We start from the raw sequence: 18,400 nt of genomic DNA on the forward strand, positions 1-18,400 counted from the left end.
CAGCTTGACGTCGCACTCGAACGCGCGGTAGCCGTGGCTGGCGCCGACGCGGAACGCGGCCAGCGTGTTCTCGGGGGCCAGCAGCCCGGCGCCGCGGTGCGCGACCCAGAGGGGGTAGTTCCAGGTGGTCATGCGACCACCCGCTTGCCGCTCGCCGCGTCGAACCAGTGCAGGTGCTCGGCCGACGGCTTCAGGTGCAGCGTGCTGCCGGGCGCCGGCGGCACCAGCGTGCCGTCGATGCGCAGCGTGAAGCCGTGGTCGGCGATGCGGCCGTGCACCAGGCGTTCGGCACCGAGCATCTCGACCATTTCGATCGCCAGCGGCCAGCCGCCGTCGTGGGCGAGGCTCGCATGGCCCAGGTGCTCCGGGCGCACGCCGAGGATCAGCTCGCCGTCGCGCGGCGCCGCGTGGGGCAAAGGCAGGTCCACGCCGCCGAACGTGAAGCTCGCGCCCTGTGCGCGGCCGGTCAGCAGGTTCATCGGCGGCGAGCCGATGAAGCTCGCGACGAAGGTGGTGGCCGGGCGGGCGTAGACCTCTTCCGGCGTGCCGATCTGCTCCATGTGGCCGGCGTTCATCACGATCATGCGTTGCGCGAGCGTCATCGCCTCGACCTGGTCGTGCGTGACGAACAGCGACGTGACGCCCAGCTCGGCGTGCAGTTTGCGGATCTCCAGGCGGGTCTGGCCGCGCAGCTTCGCATCGAGGTTGGACAGCGGCTCGTCGAACAGGAAGACCTGCGGCTGCCGCACGATCGCGCGGCCCATCGCGACGCGCTGGMGCTGGCCGCCCGACAGCTCGCGCGGCTTGCGCTGCAGCAGCGCACCGAGCTCGAGGATCTTCGCGGCCTTGTCGACGCGGGTCTTGATGTCGGCGACCGGCACCTTCGCGATCTTCAGCCCGTAGGCCATGTTGTCGAACACGCTCATGTGCGGGTAGAGCGCGTAGTTCTGGAACACCATCGCGATGTCGCGCTCGGACGGCTCGACGTCGTTGACGACGCGCCCGCCGATCGAGATCTCGCCGCCGGAGACCTCCTCGAGCCCGGCCACCATGCGCAGCAGCGTGCTCTTGCCGCAGCCCGACGGGCCGACGATCACGATGAACTCGCCGTCGCCGATCTCGGCGTTGACGCCGTGGATGACCTGGTTGGCCTTCGGGCCGATGCCGTAGCGCTTGACGACGTTCTGGAGGGAAATGGCTGCCATGGTTTTGTTCTTTACTTCTCGGTGTCCACGAGGCCCTTGACGAACCAGCGCTGCATCAGGATCACGACGATCGCCGGCGGCAGCATCGCGAGGATGGCGGTGGCCATCACGATGTTCCATTCGTTGCCGGAGTCGCCGCCGGCGATCATCATGCGGATGCCCACCACCACCGGGTACATCTGCTCGCCGGTGGTGGCGATCAGCGGCCACAGGTACTGGTTCCAGCCGTAGATGAACTGGATCACGAACAGCGCCGCGATCGAGGTCTTCGACAGCGGCAGCAGGATGTCCTTGAAGAAGCGCATCGGGCCGGCGCCGTCGATGCGGGCGGCCTCGACGAGCTCGTCCGGCACGGTCAGGAAGAACTGCCGGAACAGGAAGGTCGCGGTGGCCGACGCGATCAGCGGCACCGTGAGGCCGCCGTAGGTGTTCAGCATGCCGAGGTCGGACACCACCTTGTAGGTCGGGCTGATGCGCACCTCGACCGGCAGCATCAGCGTGACGAAGATCGCCCAGAACACCAGCCCGCGCAACGGAAAGCGGAAGTACACCAGCGCGAAGGCCGACAGCAGCGAGATCGCGATCTTGCCGAAGGTGATCACCAGCGCGGTGACCAGGCTCACCCACATCATGCGGGCAACCGGCGCGTTCGAGCCGGCGCCGCCGCCGTGGCCGTTCAGCGCCGCGAGGTAGTTCTCCCAGAAGTGCCCGCCGGGCGACATCGGCATCGGCACCTGCAGGATGGCCTGCGAGGTGTGCGTCGACGCGATGAACGCGATGTACAGCGGGAACGCGACGATCAGCACGCCGAGGATCATCACGGCGTGGGCCAGGATGCCGAGGGTGGGGCGGCGCTCGACCATGTCAGTACTGCACTTTCTTTTCGACGTAGCGGAACTGCAGCACCGTCAGCGCGATGACGATCAGCATCAGCACCGTCGACTGCGCGGCCGAGCCGCCGAGGTCGCCGCCCTTGAAGCCGTCCTGATAGACCTTGTAGACCAGGATCGCGGTGTCGCGGCCCGGGCCGCCGTGGGTGGTGGCATCGATGATCGCGAAGGTGTCGAAGAACGCGTACACCATGTTGATCACGAGCAGGAAGAAGGTGGTCGGCGACAGCAGCGGGAACTGGATGGTCCAGAAGCGCCGCCACGGCCGCGCACCGTCGATGGCCGCGGCCTCGATCAGCGATTTCGGGATCGACTGCAGGCCGGCCAGGAAGAACAGGAAGTTGTACGAGATCTGCTTCCAGACCGCGGCGGTGACGATCATCGTCATCGCATGTGTGCTGTTCAGCAGGTGATCCCACTGGAAGCCGAAGGTATGGTCCAGCGCGTACGCCACCACGCCGATCGACGGCGAGAACATGAACACCCACAGCACGCCGGTGACCACCGGCGCCACCGCGTACGGGATGATCAGCATCGTCTTGTAGAACAGCGCGCCGCGCACGATGCGGTCGGCGAAGACCGCCAGCATCAGCGACAGCGCGATGCCCAGCACCGCCACCAGCAGCGAGAACACCGCGGTGACCTGGAAGGATTCGAGGTAGGCCGAATCGTTGAACAGCGTCTTGAAGTTGTCCAGCCCGACCCATTCGGTCGACAGGCCGAAGCTGTCCTGCACCTGCATCGACTGCAGCAATGCCTGGGCGGCCGGCCAGAAGAAGAAGACGGCGCAGATCGCCAGCTGCGGGGCGACCAGCATCCAGGGCAAGACCTGCGAATCGAACCTAACTCRCTTTTCCATGGGGTTCAGAATGAGTAAGGCGGCCGGGGTGGCCGCCTTCCTGGGGCAGCCGCGTCGCGCGCATTGTGCCGCGACGCGACCCGTTTCAGCTCAAGGGGCCGGAGCCTTGTTGGCTTTCTCGAAGCGCTCGAGCTGCTCGTTGCCGCGCTTCACCGCGTCGTCCAGCGCCGTCTTCGCATCCTTCTTGCCCGACCAGATCTGCTCGGTTTCCTCGTCGATGATGGTGCGGATCTGGACGAAATTGCCCAGGCGGATGCCGCGCGACTTGTCGGTCGTCTTGCGGATCATCTGCGTCACCGCCACGTCGGTGCCCGGCTTTTCCTTGTAGAAGCCCGATTTCTCGGTCATCTCGTAGGCCGCCGTCGTGATCGGCAGGTAGCCGGTGCGCTTGTGGCTGGCCGACTGCACTTCGGGGCTCGACAGGTACTTGAAGAACTCGGCGACGCCCTTGTACTCGGCCGGCTTCTTGCCCGACATCACCCACAGGCTCGCACCGCCGATGGCGGTGTTCTGCGGCGCGCCGGGAACGTCCTGGTAGTACGGCAGCGGGGCCAGCCCGTACGCGAACTTCGCGCCCTTGCTGACGTCGGCGTACGAGCCCGACGAGCCGGTGAACATCGCGCATTCACCCGACACGAACGACGGCACCGCGACGCTCGCGCGACCCTTGTAGACGAACAGGCCCTGCTTGGACATGTTGGCCAGGTTCTCGAAATGGCGCAGGTGCAGCGGCGAGTTGAAGGCCAGGCGGGCGCTCGGGCCGCCGAAGCCGTTGTTCTGCGTCGCGAACAGCGTGTTGTGCCAGGTCGAGAAGCTCTCCAGGTGCACCCAGCTCATCCAGCTGGTGGTGTACGGGCACTTGACGCCGGCGGCCTTCAGCTTGGCGGCGGCCAGCGTCACCTCGGGCCAGGTCGTCGGGGCCTTGTTCGGGTCCAGGCCGGCGGCCTTGAAGGCGTCCTTGTTGTAATAGAAGATCGTCGTCGAGCTGTTGAACGGGAACGACAGCATCTCGCCGTTCGGCGCGGTGTAGTAGCCCGAGACCGCCGGCACGTAGCCCTTCGGGTCGAAGCTGACGCCGCTCTGCTTCATCACCTCGCCGACCGGCTTGATCGCGCCCTTGGCCGACATCATCGTCGCGGTGCCGACCTCGAACACCTGCAGGATGTGCGGCGCATTGCCGGCGCGGAAGGCAGCCACTGCGGCGGTCATCGACTCGTCGTAGTTGCCCTTGAAGGTCGGGATGACCTTGTAGTCCTTCTGGCTGTTGTTGAACTGCGTGGCCAGGTCGTTGACCCATTCGTTCAGGCCGCCGGTCATCGAGTGCCACCACTGCACTTCGACCTGGGCGTGGGCGGGGCCGGCGAGCGCCAGCGCGGCAAAGCCGGCGGCGGCGAGGGCGGCGTATCTTTTCGTTGTCATGTACTTCTCCGGAAAATGACGGGTTGGTTTTTGACCAGCCGCGCAGTGTGCTACGAGTTTGTGACAGTCCGTTTATGTCGTGGATGGTCGGCCGCGGCAACGGGATTTACCCCGCCGGATCCCCGGGGCGGGGCGCGCCCGGCACCGAACAGGTGCTGAGGTACCATTTGCGTCCAAGTGCCCCCACAGGCGTGCTGCAGCCTGGCCCCCATGAACGCACCCATCCCGCTGAACCAGATCGCCGCGGCCACTGCCGCGCACAAGGCGCCCCGCCTGCGCGAGATTCCGTACAACTACACCTCGTTCTCCGACCGCGAGATCGTGATCCGGATCCTGGGATCGCGGGCCTGGGAGCTGCTGGACCGCCTGCGCGACGAGCGCCAGACCGGCCGCTCGGCCCGCATGCTCTACGAGGTGCTGGGCGACATCTGGGTGGTGCAGCGCAACCCCTACCTGCAGGACGACCTGCTCGACAACCCGCGGCGCCGCCGCCTGCTGATCGAGGCGCTGAACCACCGGCTGCGYGAGGTGCAGGCGCGGCGGAATCCCGCGGTTGCCAACGAGAGCGATGCGCAGCGCGACGCCTCGGTCGGCGAGTTGCTGGACGCCGCCCACCAGGCCGTGCAGGCCTTTGCCGACCAGTTCGACGCGATGGACGCGCTGCGCCGCAAGGCCACGCGGGCGCTCGGCCGCCACACCGCGAAGGACAACATCAAGTACGACGGCCTGTCGCGCGTCTCGCACGTGACCGACGCCACCGACTGGCGCGTCGAGTACCCGTTCGTCGTGCTGACCCCCGACACCGAGGCCGAGATGGCGGCGCTCGTGAAGGCGTGCATCGAACTCGGCCTGACGATCATCCCGCGCGGGGGCGGCACCGGCTACACCGGCGGCGCCGTGCCGCTGACCTGGAACAGCGCGGTCATCAACACCGAGAAGCTCGAGGCGATGACCGAGGTCGAGGTGATGCGCCTGCCCGGCATGGACCGCGACGTGGCGACCATCTGGACCGAGGCCGGCGTCGTCACGCAGCGCGTGGCCGATGCGGCCGAGCGCGCCGGCCACGTGTTCGCGGTCGACCCGACCTCGGCCGAGGCTTCGTGCGTCGGCGGCAACATCGCGATGAACGCCGGCGGCAAGAAGGCGGTGCTGTGGGGCACCGCGCTCGACAACCTGGCCTCGTGGCGCATGGTCACGCCCGACGCGAAGTGGCTCGAGGTGGTGCGGCTCGACCACAACATGGGCAAGATCCACGACGTGGAGGTGGCCCGCTTCGAGCTGAAGTACTTCGACGCGACCGGCAAGGTGCTCGAACGCACCGAGCAGCTCGACGTGCCGGGCCGCACCTTCCGCAAGGAAGGCCTGGGCAAGGACGTCACCGACAAGTTCCTCGCCGGCCTGCCGGGCATCCAGAAGGAAGGCTGCGACGGCCTGATCACCAGCGCGCGCTGGGTGGTGCACAAGATGCCGGCGCACACCCGCACGGTGTGCCTGGAGTTCTTCGGCAACGCGAAGGATGCGGTGCCGTCGATCGTCGAGATCAAGGATTTCATGTTCGCCGAGCAGAAGAAGCCCGGCGGCGCGATCCTGGCCGGGCTGGAGCACCTGGACGACCGCTACCTGAAGGCGGTGGGCTACGCGACCAAGAGCAAGCGCGGCGGTCTGCCCAAGATGGTGCTGGTGGGCGACATCGCCGGCGACGATGCCGATGCGGTGGCGCGCGCCACCAGCGAGGTGGTGCGGCTGGCCAACGGCCGGGCCGGCGAAGGCTTCGTCGCGGTCAGCGCCGAGGCGCGCAAGAAGTTCTGGCTCGACCGCAAGCGCACTGCGGCGATCAGCCGCCACACCAACGCGTTCAAGGTGAACGAGGACGTGGTGATCCCGCTGCCGCGCATGGGCGAGTACACCAACGGCATCGAGCGCATCAACATCGAGTTGAGCTTGCGCAACAAGCTGGCGCTGGTCGATGCGCTGGAAGATTTCTTCGTCGCCGGCCAGCTGCCGCTGGGCAAGAGCGACGACGCGAACCAGATCGCGTCGGCCGAGCTGCTCGAAGACCGCGTGCAGCAGGCGCTGGCGCTGCTGCGCGAGGTGCGCGGGCTGTGGTCGCACTGGCTGTCGAACCTCGACCAGGTGCAGGCTGATCGCGGCGTCAGCTTCTTCGACGACCTGCAGGACCACACGCTGCGCGCGTCGTGGAAGGCGCAGATCCGCACGCCGCTGCAGGGCATCTTCGCCGGGGCCACGCTGTCGCCGATCGTCGACGCCTGCCAGAAGATCCACGGCGACGTGCTGCGCGGCCGCGTGTGGGTGGCGCTGCACATGCATGCCGGCGACGGCAACGTGCACACCAACATCCCCGTCAACAGCGACAACTACGAGATGCTGCAGACGGCGCACGAGGCGGTGGCGCGCATCATGAAGCTCGCACGCTCGCTCGACGGCGTGATCTCCGGCGAGCACGGCATCGGCATCACCAAGCTCGAGTTCCTGACCGATGAGGAACTGGCCGGCTTCACCGCGTACAAGCAGCGCGTCGACCCCGAGGGCCGCTTCAACAAGGGCAAGCTGCTGCGCGACGCGAGCTTCGACGGCGTGCGCCTGAAGGCCGACCTGACCAACGCCTACACGCCGAGCTTCGGGCTGATGGGGCACGAGTCGCTGATCATGCAGCAGAGCGACATCGGCGAGATCGCCGCGTCGGTGAAGGATTGCCTGCGCTGCGGCAAGTGCAAGCCGGTGTGCGCGACGCACGTGCCGCGCGCCAACCTGCTGTACAGCCCGCGCAACAAGATCCTCGCGACCTCGCTGCTGGTCGAGGCCTTCCTGTACGAGGAGCAGACGCGCCGCGGTGTGTCGATCAAGCACTGGGAGGAGTTCGAGGACGTGGCCGACCACTGCACGGTGTGCCACAAGTGTCTGAGCCCGTGCCCGGTGAAGATCGACTTCGGCGACGTGTCGATGAACATGCGCAACCTGCTGCGCAAGATGGGCAAGAAGAGCTTCCGCCCCGGCAACAAGATGGCGATGATGATGCTCAACGCCACCAACCCGGAGACCATCAAGCTGCTGCGCAGTGCGATGGTCGACGTCGGCTTCAAGGCGCAGCGTGCGGCCAACAACCTGCTGCGCGGCCTCGCGAAGAAGCAGACCGCCGCGCCGCGCTCGACGGTGGGCACCGCGCCCCTCAAGGAGCAGGTGATCCACTTCATCAACAAGAAGCTGCCGGGCGGGCTGCCGAAGAAGACGGCGCGCGCGCTGCTGGACATCGAGGACAAGAACTACGTCCCGATCATCCGCAACCCGAAGGCGACGACGGCCGAGACCGAGGCGGTGTTCTATTTCCCGGGCTGCGGCTCGGAGCGGCTGTTCTCGCAGGTGGGCCTGGCGACGCAGGCGATGCTGTGGCATGCCGGCGTGCAGACGGTGCTGCCGCCGGGCTACCTGTGCTGCGGCTACCCGCAGCGCGGCTCGGGGCAGTTCGACAAGGCCGACAAGATCATCACCGACAACCGGGTGCTGTTCCACCGCGTGGCCAACACGCTGAACTACCTCGATATCAAGACGGTGGTGGTGAGCTGCGGCACCTGCTACGACCAGCTGCAGGGCTACCAGTTCGACAAGATCTTCCCGGGCTGCCGGATCATCGACATCCACGAGTACCTGCTGGAGAAGGGCATCACGCTCGACACGACGCAGGGGGCCGGGTACCTGTACCACGACCCGTGCCACTCGCCGATGAAGCTGCAGGAGCCGATGAAGACGGTGAAGGCGCTGATGGGTGACAACGTATTGAAGAGCGAGCGCTGCTGCGGCGAGAGCGGCACGCTGGGCGTGACGCGGCCCGACATCTCGACGCAGGTGCGCTTCCGCAAGGAAGAAGAACTGCGCCGCGACGAGGCCACGCTGCGCGCGACCGGCGCGGTGGCGGCCGAGGGTCCGGTGAAGATCCTGACCTCGTGCCCGAGCTGCCTGCAGGGGCTGTCGCGCTACGGCAATGACCTGCAGAACGGGCTGCTGGAGGCGGACTACATCGTCGTCGAGATGGCCAACAAGATCCTCGGGGCGGACTGGATGCCGGAGTATGTGGAGATGGCGAATGACGGCGGGATCGAGCGCGTGCTGGTGTGAAACTGCGGTCCGGCCTAGACTGTTCACCATGAACGCTCGAGTCGATCAATTGATGTCGCAAGCGCTGGACCTGGCGCCGGATGAGAGGTCCGCTCTTGCGCTCGCCTTGCTGGAAAGCCTGGACGGCGAAGAAGAATCCGTCGTGACGCAGGCGTGGGCGCAAGAGATCGAACAACGCAAGCTGGAGCTGCGCACCGGAGTTCGACAGACGGTCCCCTGGGAACAAGTGAAGGCTCGTCTCAGCGGCCTGTGAGCGACTTCCACCTCCGGTTCGATCCGGTAGCAGAGAACGATATCGCCAATGCCTTCCGCTGGTACCGGGAGCGCAGTGTGTCTGCAGCCGAGGGCTTTCGGGCGGCGGTGTTCGATGGCATTGAAAGAATCGGCCATGCCCCCTTGGTGCGTGGGCCGGATGCCCTCGGCAACCGCAAGCTCGTGTTGCACCGTTTTCCCTACACCATCTGGTATGTCGTCGACGGCGATCAGGTCACGGTGATGGCCGTCGCGCACCACCGGCGCCAACCCGCCTATTGGCGCAAAAAACCGGCTTGAGTGCAGCTTCTGCTCCTCGATCGGCGCATGCCCGCACCGCGCAGCCCGGATGCCAATCCGGGTTCCACTCCCATCCTCAATCCGCCGACAGCTTGCGCTCCTTGATCAGCGCATGCCAGAACTTCGTCTCCTGCTGAACGAAGCTCGCCAGCGCCGGCCCGTCGGTCGGCGCGACATCCAGCCCGAACTCCTCCAGCCGCGCCTTCACCTCCGGCGTGCTGATCGCCTTGTGCATCTCCTGCGTGAGCCGCGCGACGATCTCGGGCGGCGTGCCGTGCGGTACGAACAGGCCCTGCCACGCGGTCACCTCGAAGCCCTTGATGCCCAGCTCGTCGAGCGTCGGCACGTCGGGCAGCGACGCGATGCGCTTCTTCGACATCACCGCCAGCGCCTTGACCTTGCCGCCCTTGATCTGCGGCAGCCCGGCCGCGGTGTCCAGCACCATCATCGGCACCTGGCCCGAAATGACATCCTGCACCGCGAGCGCCGTGCCGCGGTACGGCACGTGCACGACGAAGCTGCCGGTGCGGTCCTTCAGCAGCTCCATCGCCAGGTGGTGCGGGCTGCCGATGCCGGGCGACGCGTAGCTGTACTTGCCGGGGTTCTTCTTGATCGCGTCGAGCAGCTGCTGCGCGCTCGTGAAGCCGGCGCCCGGGTTCACCGCCAGGATCAGCGGGAAGCGCGCCATGAAGCCGACGGGCGCCAGGTCCTTCGGGTCGTACGGCACCTTCTTGTACATCGCGCTGTTGAAGACCATCGCGCCGTTGTCGCCGGTGACGATCGTGTAGCCGTCCGGCGGCGACTTGGCGGCGTTGTCGGTGCCGATCATGCCGGCCGCGCCCGGGCGGTTGTCGATGATGATCGTCTGGCCGAGCTGCTTGCCCAGTTGCGGCGCGAGCTGCCGCGCGAGGAAGTCCGAGCCGCCGCCGGCCGGGTAGGCCACCACCCAGCGGATCGGCTTCGAGGGCCAGGCGTCGGCGGCGTGGGCCGTGCCGGCGGACGCGAGCGCGCCGGCGAGGGCGAGGTTGAAGCGGCGGCGTGTGAGCGCAGAAGTCATGACAGCGATCCGTTCTCGGGAGAAGCCGCCGATGTTATCGGTGGCCGCCGATAATGCGCGGATGCCTGCAGACTTCCTCCGCCCCGCCCATCCCGCCCCCGGCTGCGAGCTGTGCCGCGAGAGCGGCGGCGCGCTGGTCTGGCAGGACGACGGCTGGCGCGTGATCCGCATCGCCGATGCGAACTTCCCCGGTTTCTACCGCGTCGTCTCGCGCCAGCACGTGGCCGAGTTCTCCGACCTCGACGCCGCCGCCCGCGCCCACGCGATGACGCTGGTCGCCACCGTCGAGCGCGTGCTGCGCGAGGCCTTGTCGCCGACCAAGATCAACCTCGCGGCGCTCGGCAACATGGTGCCGCACCTGCACTGGCACGTCATCGCGCGCTTCGACTGGGACAGCCACTTCCCGCAGCCCATCTGGGGCACGCGCCAGCGCGAGGTGCAGCCGCCCGCGGCCGACCGCCTGGCCCGCCAACTGACAGGCCTCGACGAGCGCGTCGCCGCCGCGCTGTCGCGCGCGGCCTGAACCCTCCTACACTCGGATTCCCCATGGCCGGACTCACTGCCCAGACCCCGCAACCCACCGCGATCACGGTGCACGAGCAATCGCGCGTGCTCGAGGTGGCGTTCGYCGATGGCCGCAGCTTCCGCATCCCGTTCGAGCTGATGCGGGTCTATTCGCCGTCGGCCGAGGTCAAGGGCCACGGCCCGGGCCAGGAGACGCTGCAGACCGGCAAGCGCGAGGTCACGCTCACCGCGCTCGAGCCGGTCGGCAACTACGCGGTTCAGCCCACGTTCTCCGACGGCCACCAGACCGGCATCTTCTCGTGGGACTACCTCTACTTCCTCGGCTCGCAAGAGGCCGAGCTGTGGCAGCAGTACGAGGCGCGGCTGCAGGCGGCCGGTGCCACGCGCGACACGCCGATGCCCGACAAGGCCGCGTCCGCCTGCGGCCACCACCATTGATTGCGACGGACTGACCCATGAGCAACACCCATTTCGGCTTCGAGACCGTCGACGAGACCCGCAAGGCCGAGCGCGTGCGCGGCGTGTTCGATTCGGTCGCGTCGAAGTACGACCTGATGAACGATGTGCTGTCGATGGGCATGCACCGGGCCTGGAAGGCCTACACGGTGGCCGTCGCGAACCTGCGCGAGGGCGATTCGGTGCTCGACATCGCCGGCGGCACCGGCGACCTGGCCGGCGCGTTCGCGAAGAAGGTTGGCGAGCGCGGCACCGTCGTGCACACCGACATCAACGAGGCGATGCTGCACCACGGCCGCGACCGCATGCTCGACCAGGGCCTGGTGCTGCCGACGGCGATCTGCGATGCCGAGGCGCTGCCGTTCGCGAACGATCGCTTCGATCTGGTCAGCGTCGCGTTCGGGCTGCGCAACATGACCCACAAGGACCGGGCGCTGGCCGAGATGTGCCGCGTGCTGCGCCCCGGCGGCCGGCTGCTGGTGCTGGAGTTCTCGAAGGTGGCCAAGCCGCTGGAGAAGTTCTACGACTGGTATTCGTTCAAGGCGCTGCCGCGCATCGGCAAGCTGGTGGCCGGTGATGCAGACAGTTACCGCTACCTCGCCGAATCGATCCGCATGCACCCCGACCAGCAGGCGCTGAAGGCGATGATGAAGACCGCCGGTTTCGGCCATGTCGACGTGCACAACCTCAGCGCCGGCATCGTCGCGTTGCATGTGGGCATCAAGTGTTGAGCTGACGCTCGCTGCCGCCCCCCTGTTCACGGGGGTGGGCCCTCGTTTAGAGGATTGGGGACTGGTCCACCTGTACTGACAATCCGCGCCATCTGCTTGCGTTCCGCGCAGCACGCCGAAGCGATCGGCGGCAGCTCCGGGATGAAGTTCTGAAGGATGAGCGTCATGTTGAAGGTGTTTCAGTTACATGTTTCGGTGGCCACCCTGTTCGGGATGATCGCCGACGGTCTGCTGTGCTTCTTCGCCATCGTGCTGGCCGCCTCGTCGGTCCACATCCTGCCGGGGGCGCAGGACGCGCCGTCCGGCCTGACGGTGCCCCACCTGTTCCTGTTCGCCAGCGGCTTCGCGATGGTGATGTCGCTGCTGTACGCCTTCGCCGGCCTGTACCGCCCGACCCCGATCGGCTTCGCCGCGATGCTGCGCCGCACACTGGCCGCGCTGGTCGTCGGCGCCTACGTGACCTACCTGGTGCTCGACAGCATGGCCAACGGCGGCTATGCGGTGCAGATCATGACCAAGGCCGTGCTGTACCTGCTGGTCGGCCTGGTGCTGGTGCGCGGCGCGATGTACCTGATGAGCCGCATGGCCACCATCCCGAAGGTGCTGATCGTCGGCAACGGCGCCGAGGCACAGAGCGTCGCCAGCGACCTGATGACGATGAAGCGCCTGCGCCGCAACGTCGCCGGCTTCTTCCCGACCGAAGCCGACACCGCCTCGGGCCTGCAGGTCGCGAGCCTGCGCGGCCACAAGGTGTTCTCGCGCGAGCTGTCGATCGAGGACATCGTGCGCGACCACCACATCGATGAAGTGATCGTCGCGGTGCGCGAACAGCGCGGCGGCGGCGTCCMGATGGACCAGCTGCTCGCCTGCCGCATCCGCGGCGTGCCGATCGTCGACCTGGCCGGCTTCTACGAGCGCGCCAAGTCCGAGGTGCCGATCGACAGCCTGAAGGCCAGCTGGCTGGTCTACGGCCAGGGCTTCGTGCAGGGCCGCCTGCGCATGATCCTGAAGCGCGCGTTCGACATCGCGAGCTCGTCGTTCCTGCTGCTGCTCGCCTCGCCGGTGATGCTGCTGGCGGTGCTGGCGATCCGCCTCGAAGGGCGCGGCCCGATCATCTACAAGCAGGAGCGTGTTGGCCTCGGCGGCAAGATCTTCATGTGCATGAAGTTCCGCAGCATGCGCACCGATGCCGAGAAAGATGGCGTCGCCGTCTGGGCCACCAAGAACGATTCGCGCGTGACCCGCGTCGGCGCCTTCATGCGCAAGACCCGCATCGACGAACTGCCGCAGCTGCTGTCGGTGCTGCGCGGCGAGATGAGCATGGTCGGCCCGCGCCCGGAGCGCCCGAGCTTCGTCAAGCAGCTGAAGGAACAGATCCCGTTCTACGACGTGCGCCACAGCATCAAGCCGGGCGTGACCGGCTGGGCCCAGGTGCGCTACAGCTACGGCGCCTCGGTCGACGACGCACGCCGCAAGCACCAGTTCGACCTGTACTACGTGAAGAACAACTCGCTGATGCTGGACCTGCTGGTCCTGATCGAGACCGTCAGCGTCGTCCTCTTCCGCGAAGGCGCGCATTGAAGTTGACCACCCCCGGAGGCGCTTCCGCGCCACCCCCTCAAGGGGGCAACCCCAGCGGCCCGGCAAAGCCGGTTCCGCGGGGTTCGCTGGATCAAATGCAAGGGACATCGAGAATGAACATGAAGCAATTGTTGGGACGGGTCGGTGCAGTCGCGGCCGCCCTGGTGCTGTCGGCGTGCGGCAGCCTGAGCGGCCTGCCGCCGGCGCCGAAGGTGGCCGAGACGCCGGACCACCGCTACCTGATCGGCGCGCTCGACAGCGTCAACATCGTCGTGTGGCGCAATGCCGACCTGTCGTCCACCGTCACCGTGCGCCCGGACGGCCGCATCTCGACCCCGCTGGTCGAGGACGTGCTCGCCGCCGGCCGCAGCCCGGCCGACTTGGCGCGCGACATCGAGGCCAAGCTCGGCAAGTACATCCGCGACCCGGTCGTCACCGTCGTCGTCAACAACTTCCAGGGCTCGTTCTCGGAGCAGATCCGCATCATCGGCGAGGCGACCCGCCCGCAGTCGGTGCCGTACCGCCAGAACATGACGCTGCTGGACGTGATGATCCAGGCCGGCGGCCTGACCGAGTTCGCCGACGGCAATGCCGCCGTGCTGGTGCGCGGCACCGAGCAGGGCAAGCAGTACAGCGTGCGGCTCAAGGACCTGATCAAGCGCGGCGACATCTCGGCCAACGTCGACGTGAAGCCCGGCGACGTGATCATCGTCCCGCAAAGCTGGTTCTGATCGACCTGGTTCTGATCGATCCGGTTCCGAAACCCGGTGGCCGCCCCGATGCCCGGCCCCACCACCCCCTGTTGAGACGGTCGGCCTCCGCGTGTCGACCCATCCAGAAGCTCCAAGATGAATGAGTTGACCCGTCAGATCTCGATCGTGCTGCGCACGATCTGGCAGCGCCGCTGGCTGGCGATGGCCGTCGCCTGGGCCACCGCCGTCGTGCTGGCGCTGATGGTGTGGGTGATCCCCAACCGCTACGAAGCCACCGCCAAGCTGTTCGTCGACACCCAGTCGGTGCTGAAGCCGCTGATGGCCGGCCTCGCGTTCCAGCCCGACCTCGACCAGCAGGTGCGCATGCTCGCGAAGACGCTGCTGTCGCGCCCGAACATCGAGCGCCTGATGGGCGACCCGGGCGTCGGCCTGGGCACGCTGACCGACCTGAAGCGCGAACAGGCGATCGACCGCCTGACCGCCCGCATCAAGGTCGAGCACAGCGGCGGCAACCTCTACCTGATCAGCTACCGCGACGGCGACCCGAACCGCGCGAAGGCCGTGGTCGACGGGCTGGTGAACCTGTTCATCGACTCGGGCAATGACAGCAAGCAGCGCGACTCGCAGGACGCGAGCCGTTTCATCGACGAGCAGATCAAGGCCTACGAGGTCAAGCTGGTCGAGGCCGAGAACCGCGTGAAGGAATTCAAGCTGCGCAACTTCGGCGTTTCCGGTGTGTCGGGGCAGGACTACTTCGCCCGCATGTCGGTGCTGACCGACGAGGTCGGCAAGCTGCGCATGACGCTGGCCGCCGCCGAGCAGTCGCGCGACGCGCTGAAGCGCGAGCTGTCGAGCGAAGAGCCGAACGTGGCGGTCGACGCGCCGGCACCGGCGGTGCCGATGGCGATGCAGACCGAGATCGATTCGCGCCTGGATGCGCAGCGCCGCTCGCTCGACGACCTGCTGCGCCGCTACACCGACGCGCACCCCGACGTGATCGCGGCGCGCCGGATGATCGTCCAGCTGGAAACGCAGAAGCGCCAGCAGGAGGCCGAGCGCGTGAAGGCAGCGGCCAAGAGCGGCGGCCGCGTCGCGTCGTCGAACCCGGTGTACCAGCGCCTGCGCATCGCGCTGGCCGAGGCCGAGGCCAATGTCGCGTCGCTGCGCAGCCAGCTCGGTGGCCAGCAGGAGCGCCTCGACCAGGTCAAGGCCACCGCGAGCCGCGTGCCGCAGGCCGAGGCCGAGCTCGCGCAGCTGAACCGCGACTACGACATCATGCGCAAGCAGTACGACATGCTGGTCTCGCGTCGCGAGGCCGCCTCGCTGGGCCTGAAGATCGACCAGTCGAAGAGCATGGCCGAGTACCGCCTGGTCGAGCCGCCGCGCGTGCCGGCCAAGGCCGCGTTCCCGGACCGCACTGCCCTGGCCGTCGTCGCGCTGATCCTCGCGCTGGCCGCCGGCGGCGGCGCCGCGTTCGGCATGGGCAAGCTCTACCCGACCTTCGACACGCAGGAGGCGCTGCAGGCCTTCGCGAAGCGCCCGGTGCTGGGAACCGTGTCACGCCACCTGTCGATGGCGGCCGAGCGTGCGCAGCGCTTCGACCTCATCCGCCTGAGCGGCGCGATGGTGGTGTTCATGGCCCTCAACGTGACCTGGATCGCGCTGCTCGCCGGCGGCATCCAGCCCCACTGAACCTGACGACCGCCTCACCATGAGCATCATCGAACAAGCCACCCGCCGCCTCGAGGAACTGCGACGCGCCGGCATCGACGTGCCGAGCTGGGCGCCGACCGCCACCGAGCCCGGCTTCGGGCCGGTCACCGGCGCGCCGGGCGGTGCCGCCACGCTGGCGCCCCCGGCGCCCATGGCACGCACCGTCGCCGACGACATCGAACTCGCGCCGCGCACCGTCGCCCGCCCGACGCGCGCCGACCGCGCACCCACCAACGCCCGCTCGCGCGAGGTGCAGATCGACCTGCGCCGGCTGGCGGCCGAGGGCTACCTGACGCCGGACGATCCGCGCATGGGCCTCGCCGAGGAACTGCGCGCCGTCAAGCGCCCGATCATCGAGCACGCCCAGGCCGCGCGCGAGGCGGGCAAGGCCGGCGGCAACCTGATCTTCGTGACCAGCGCACTGCCGGGCGAGGGCAAGACCTACAACGCGATCAACCTGGCGATGAGCATCGCGATGGAGGTCGACCATTCGGTGCTGCTGGTCGATGCCGACGTGGTGCGGCCGTCGGTGATGTCGCGCCTGGGCGTCGAGGCCGAGCTCGGCATGCTGGACGTGCTGACCAAGCCGTCGCTCGACCTGTCCGAGGTGCTGATGCGCACCAACATCCCGAAGCTGTCGCTGCTGCCGGCCGGCCGACCGACCGACCAGTCGACCGAGCTGCTCGCGAGCGTCGCGATGGAGCGGCTGCTGGCCGACCTGGCCGAGCGCTACGCCGACCGCATCGTGATCTTCGACGGCCCGCCGCTGCTGGCCACCAGCGAATCGCGCGTGCTGGCCGCCCGCATGGGCCAGGTGCTGATGGTGGTGCAGGCGCAGAAGACCGCGCAGAGCTCGGTGGCGCGTGCGTTCGCCGACATCGAGGCCTGCGAGACCGTCTGGTGCGTGCTGAACAAGGCCACCAGCCAGCGCGCTTCGGCCGGCTACGAACGCTATCCGCAATACCGCCGGACCTGAACGCCGTGCGCCCGAGCCGACGGACCCTTCGCCCCACCTGCCTGGCCCGCGCACTGCTGGCAGCGCCGATGCTGGGCTGTGCCTTCGGGGCCTGGGCGCAGTATTCCGGTGCGCCGGGGGCGGCACCCGGCACCCCCGCCGCACCCGGCACCGGCGCCTTCGGCGGCATCGCAGCGCCCTCGGCCGCTGCCGCCGCATCGGCGCCGGTCGGCCCGCCGCCGGCCACCCACATCGTGCTGGCGATCGACTCGCGGCTGGTGCACACCGACAACGCGACGCCCGACCTCGGCATCAAGCAGAGCGACACCGTGCTCGAGGTGCAGCYGTCGATCGTGTTCGAGCGCCGCGGGCCGCGCATCACGCTGAGCGGCAATGCGTCGGTCAGCAGCCTGAGCTACCTGAACGACAGCCAGCCGTCGCGCGTGCTGCCGCGCGCACGCATCGACCTGGCCTCGAAGGTGGTCGAGGACTGGGCCTACTTCGACGCCTGGTACCGGATCGATCCGACCTTCGACGACCCGTATGCGACGCGCCCCGAGGCTGCCACCTCGTACAAGCTGGAGCCGCGCCGCCGCTACGGGCTGAGCCCGTACCTGATGCACCGCTTCAACGAGCTCGACTCGATGCTCGCGCGCGTCGACTACACGCATGCGCGCATCACCGACTTCCTGACCAAGCAGGTGCGCACCACCAAGGGCCTGGACAAGATCGTCTCGTACGAGCGCGCGCCGCGCAGCTTCGGCCTGCAGATCGAGGTGAAGGCGCACGACGAGAGCGACGACTTCACGCAGGGCCAGACGCTCAGCACGCGCGAGGCGCGGCTGTGGCTGAACTGGCAACCGCAGCCGCAGCTGGTGCTGGGCATCGTCGGCGGGCGCGAGAAGACCTCGCTGCTGGCGGACACGCCGACCGACACGCTGTACGGCGGGCGCGTCACGTGGCGGCCCGACGAGCGCAGCAACCTGCGCGTGACGGTGGAGCACCGCTACTTCGGCAACGGCTGGGACGCCGTCTATGCGCACAACTCGGCCACGCTGACGCTCGGGCTGCAGGCGAGCCGCACGGTGTCGAGCCAGGGCATCCCCGACAACGGCGTGCTGCCGCCCGGCAGCGCGTCGCCGGTGCCGGTGGGCGGCGGCATCAACCCGTCCGCGCTGTACTCGGTGGTGGCCCAGTTGCGCGAGAGCGCCGGCTTCCAGGCCGCGCTGCAGGGCCGGCGCAACCGCATCTACCTGCAGGTGGGCTACCTGAAGCAGCAGGCGCTGCAGATGGCGGGCCAGACCAACATCCCCGACCCGTCGTACGACACCGAGCAGAAATCGGCGTCGCTCGGCTGGGACTACAAGCTCGGGCCGCTGACCACGCTGACCGTGATCGGCGACGGCTCGCGCATCGAGGGGCTGGGCGGCAGCAACCTCGGCCGCTACACGACGCAGTATTCGCTGCGCGTCGAGGGCACGCGCACGCTGTCGCCGCACACCACGGCGACGATCGGTGCGCGCCGCCTCACCGTCAAATCCAACAGCACGACGCTGACCTCCGTCGACCTCGACGGCGAGAAGGCCATCTACGCCGGGCTGCGCTACAGGTTC

The 18,400-nt window shown here is 68.0% G+C and carries 17 protein-coding genes; 11 read left to right on the forward strand and 6 right to left on the reverse strand.

Annotated elements, in window-relative coordinates:
- From AC1D01_RS03465 to ugpB, 5 genes are all read right to left on the reverse strand, one after another.
- The coding region (locus AC1D01_RS03465) for a glycerophosphodiester phosphodiesterase family protein (RefSeq protein WP_477864702.1) at window positions 1-132 on the reverse strand (132 nt) is incomplete at its 3' end.
- The gene (locus AC1D01_RS03470; RefSeq protein ID WP_477864686.1) at window positions 129-1,205 is read right to left on the reverse strand and encodes a sn-glycerol-3-phosphate import ATP-binding protein UgpC; all 1,077 of its coding nucleotides are present in this window, start codon (window positions 1,203-1,205) and stop codon (window positions 129-131) included. The genes AC1D01_RS03465 and AC1D01_RS03470, both read right to left, overlap by 4 nt.
- A gap of 11 nt (window positions 1,206-1,216) precedes the next feature.
- Window positions 1,217-2,068 carry a sn-glycerol-3-phosphate ABC transporter permease UgpE gene (gene ugpE, locus AC1D01_RS03475; RefSeq protein WP_477864687.1) on the reverse strand — a complete coding sequence of 284 codons (852 nt, stop codon included), beginning with the start codon at window positions 2,066-2,068 and terminating at the stop codon, window positions 1,217-1,219.
- 1 nt (window position 2,069) lies between these two features.
- Window positions 2,070-2,954 carry a sn-glycerol-3-phosphate ABC transporter permease UgpA gene (gene ugpA / locus AC1D01_RS03480; RefSeq protein WP_477864688.1) on the reverse strand — a complete coding sequence of 295 codons (885 nt, stop codon included), beginning with the start codon at window positions 2,952-2,954 and terminating at the stop codon, window positions 2,070-2,072.
- A 90-nt stretch (window positions 2,955-3,044) separates the two neighbouring features.
- On the reverse strand, window positions 3,045-4,373 hold the full coding sequence (gene ugpB, locus AC1D01_RS03485) for a sn-glycerol-3-phosphate ABC transporter substrate-binding protein UgpB (protein ID WP_477864689.1): 1,329 nt from the start codon (window positions 4,371-4,373) through the stop codon (window positions 3,045-3,047).
- Window positions 4,374-4,583: 210 nt separating this feature from the next.
- Here ugpB and AC1D01_RS03490 point away from each other — a divergent pair, with 210 nt between their 5' ends.
- From AC1D01_RS03490 to AC1D01_RS03500, 3 genes are read left to right on the forward strand one after another with little or no spacing between them, the layout of a single operon-like run.
- The gene (locus AC1D01_RS03490) at window positions 4,584-8,504 is read left to right on the forward strand and encodes a DUF3683 domain-containing protein (RefSeq protein ID WP_477864690.1); all 3,921 of its coding nucleotides are present in this window, start codon (window positions 4,584-4,586) and stop codon (window positions 8,502-8,504) included.
- Window positions 8,505-8,532: 28 nt separating this feature from the next.
- Window positions 8,533-8,757 (forward strand): addiction module protein, encoded by a 225-nt coding sequence (locus AC1D01_RS03495; RefSeq protein WP_477864691.1) that lies wholly within the window; start codon window positions 8,533-8,535, stop codon window positions 8,755-8,757.
- The gene (locus AC1D01_RS03500) at window positions 8,754-9,056 is read left to right on the forward strand and encodes a type II toxin-antitoxin system RelE/ParE family toxin (RefSeq protein WP_477864692.1); all 303 of its coding nucleotides are present in this window, start codon (window positions 8,754-8,756) and stop codon (window positions 9,054-9,056) included. The genes AC1D01_RS03495 and AC1D01_RS03500 overlap by 4 nt, the downstream gene beginning before the upstream one ends.
- A 76-nt stretch (window positions 9,057-9,132) precedes the next feature.
- Here the strand turns inward: AC1D01_RS03500 and AC1D01_RS03505 are convergent, their stop codons facing one another.
- Complete coding sequence (locus AC1D01_RS03505) at window positions 9,133-10,113, reverse strand: Bug family tripartite tricarboxylate transporter substrate binding protein (protein WP_477864693.1); 981 nt, start codon at window positions 10,111-10,113, stop codon at window positions 9,133-9,135.
- A gap of 61 nt (window positions 10,114-10,174) precedes the next feature.
- On the opposite strand from AC1D01_RS03505, the gene AC1D01_RS03510 reads away from it, so the two are divergent.
- The 8 genes from AC1D01_RS03510 to AC1D01_RS03545 all read left to right on the forward strand — a co-directional run.
- Entirely contained in the window at window positions 10,175-10,636 is a 462-nt protein-coding gene (locus AC1D01_RS03510) for an HIT family protein (RefSeq protein ID WP_477864694.1), read from the forward strand.
- Window positions 10,637-10,659: 23 nt separating this feature from the next.
- A complete protein-coding gene (locus AC1D01_RS03515; RefSeq protein ID WP_477864695.1) occupies window positions 10,660-11,076 on the forward strand; it encodes a gamma-butyrobetaine hydroxylase family protein in 417 nt (138 codons plus the stop codon).
- A 17-nt stretch (window positions 11,077-11,093) separates the two neighbouring features.
- The gene (gene ubiE, locus AC1D01_RS03520) at window positions 11,094-11,825 is read left to right on the forward strand and encodes a bifunctional demethylmenaquinone methyltransferase/2-methoxy-6-polyprenyl-1,4-benzoquinol methylase UbiE (protein ID WP_477864696.1); all 732 of its coding nucleotides are present in this window, start codon (window positions 11,094-11,096) and stop codon (window positions 11,823-11,825) included.
- 195 nt (window positions 11,826-12,020) lie between these two features.
- Window positions 12,021-13,406 (forward strand): TIGR03013 family XrtA/PEP-CTERM system glycosyltransferase, encoded by a 1,386-nt coding sequence (locus AC1D01_RS03525; protein WP_477864697.1) that lies wholly within the window; start codon window positions 12,021-12,023, stop codon window positions 13,404-13,406.
- A gap of 119 nt (window positions 13,407-13,525) precedes the next feature.
- Window positions 13,526-14,137, forward strand: a complete 612-nt coding sequence (locus AC1D01_RS03530) for an XrtA/PEP-CTERM system exopolysaccharide export protein (protein WP_477864698.1) — start codon at window positions 13,526-13,528, stop codon at window positions 14,135-14,137.
- A 117-nt stretch (window positions 14,138-14,254) separates the two neighbouring features.
- Window positions 14,255-15,811 carry an XrtA system polysaccharide chain length determinant gene (locus tag AC1D01_RS03535; RefSeq protein ID WP_477864699.1) on the forward strand — a complete coding sequence of 519 codons (1,557 nt, stop codon included), beginning with the start codon at window positions 14,255-14,257 and terminating at the stop codon, window positions 15,809-15,811.
- A 19-nt stretch (window positions 15,812-15,830) separates the two neighbouring features.
- Entirely contained in the window at window positions 15,831-16,808 is a 978-nt protein-coding gene (locus tag AC1D01_RS03540; protein ID WP_477864700.1) for an XrtA-associated tyrosine autokinase, read from the forward strand.
- 68 nt (window positions 16,809-16,876) lie between these two features.
- A partial coding sequence (locus tag AC1D01_RS03545) for a porin family protein (protein WP_477864701.1) occupies window positions 16,877-18,400 on the forward strand: 1,524 nt, incomplete at its 3' end.

Source organism: Rhizobacter sp. P3_B12 (genome assembly GCF_056402895.1).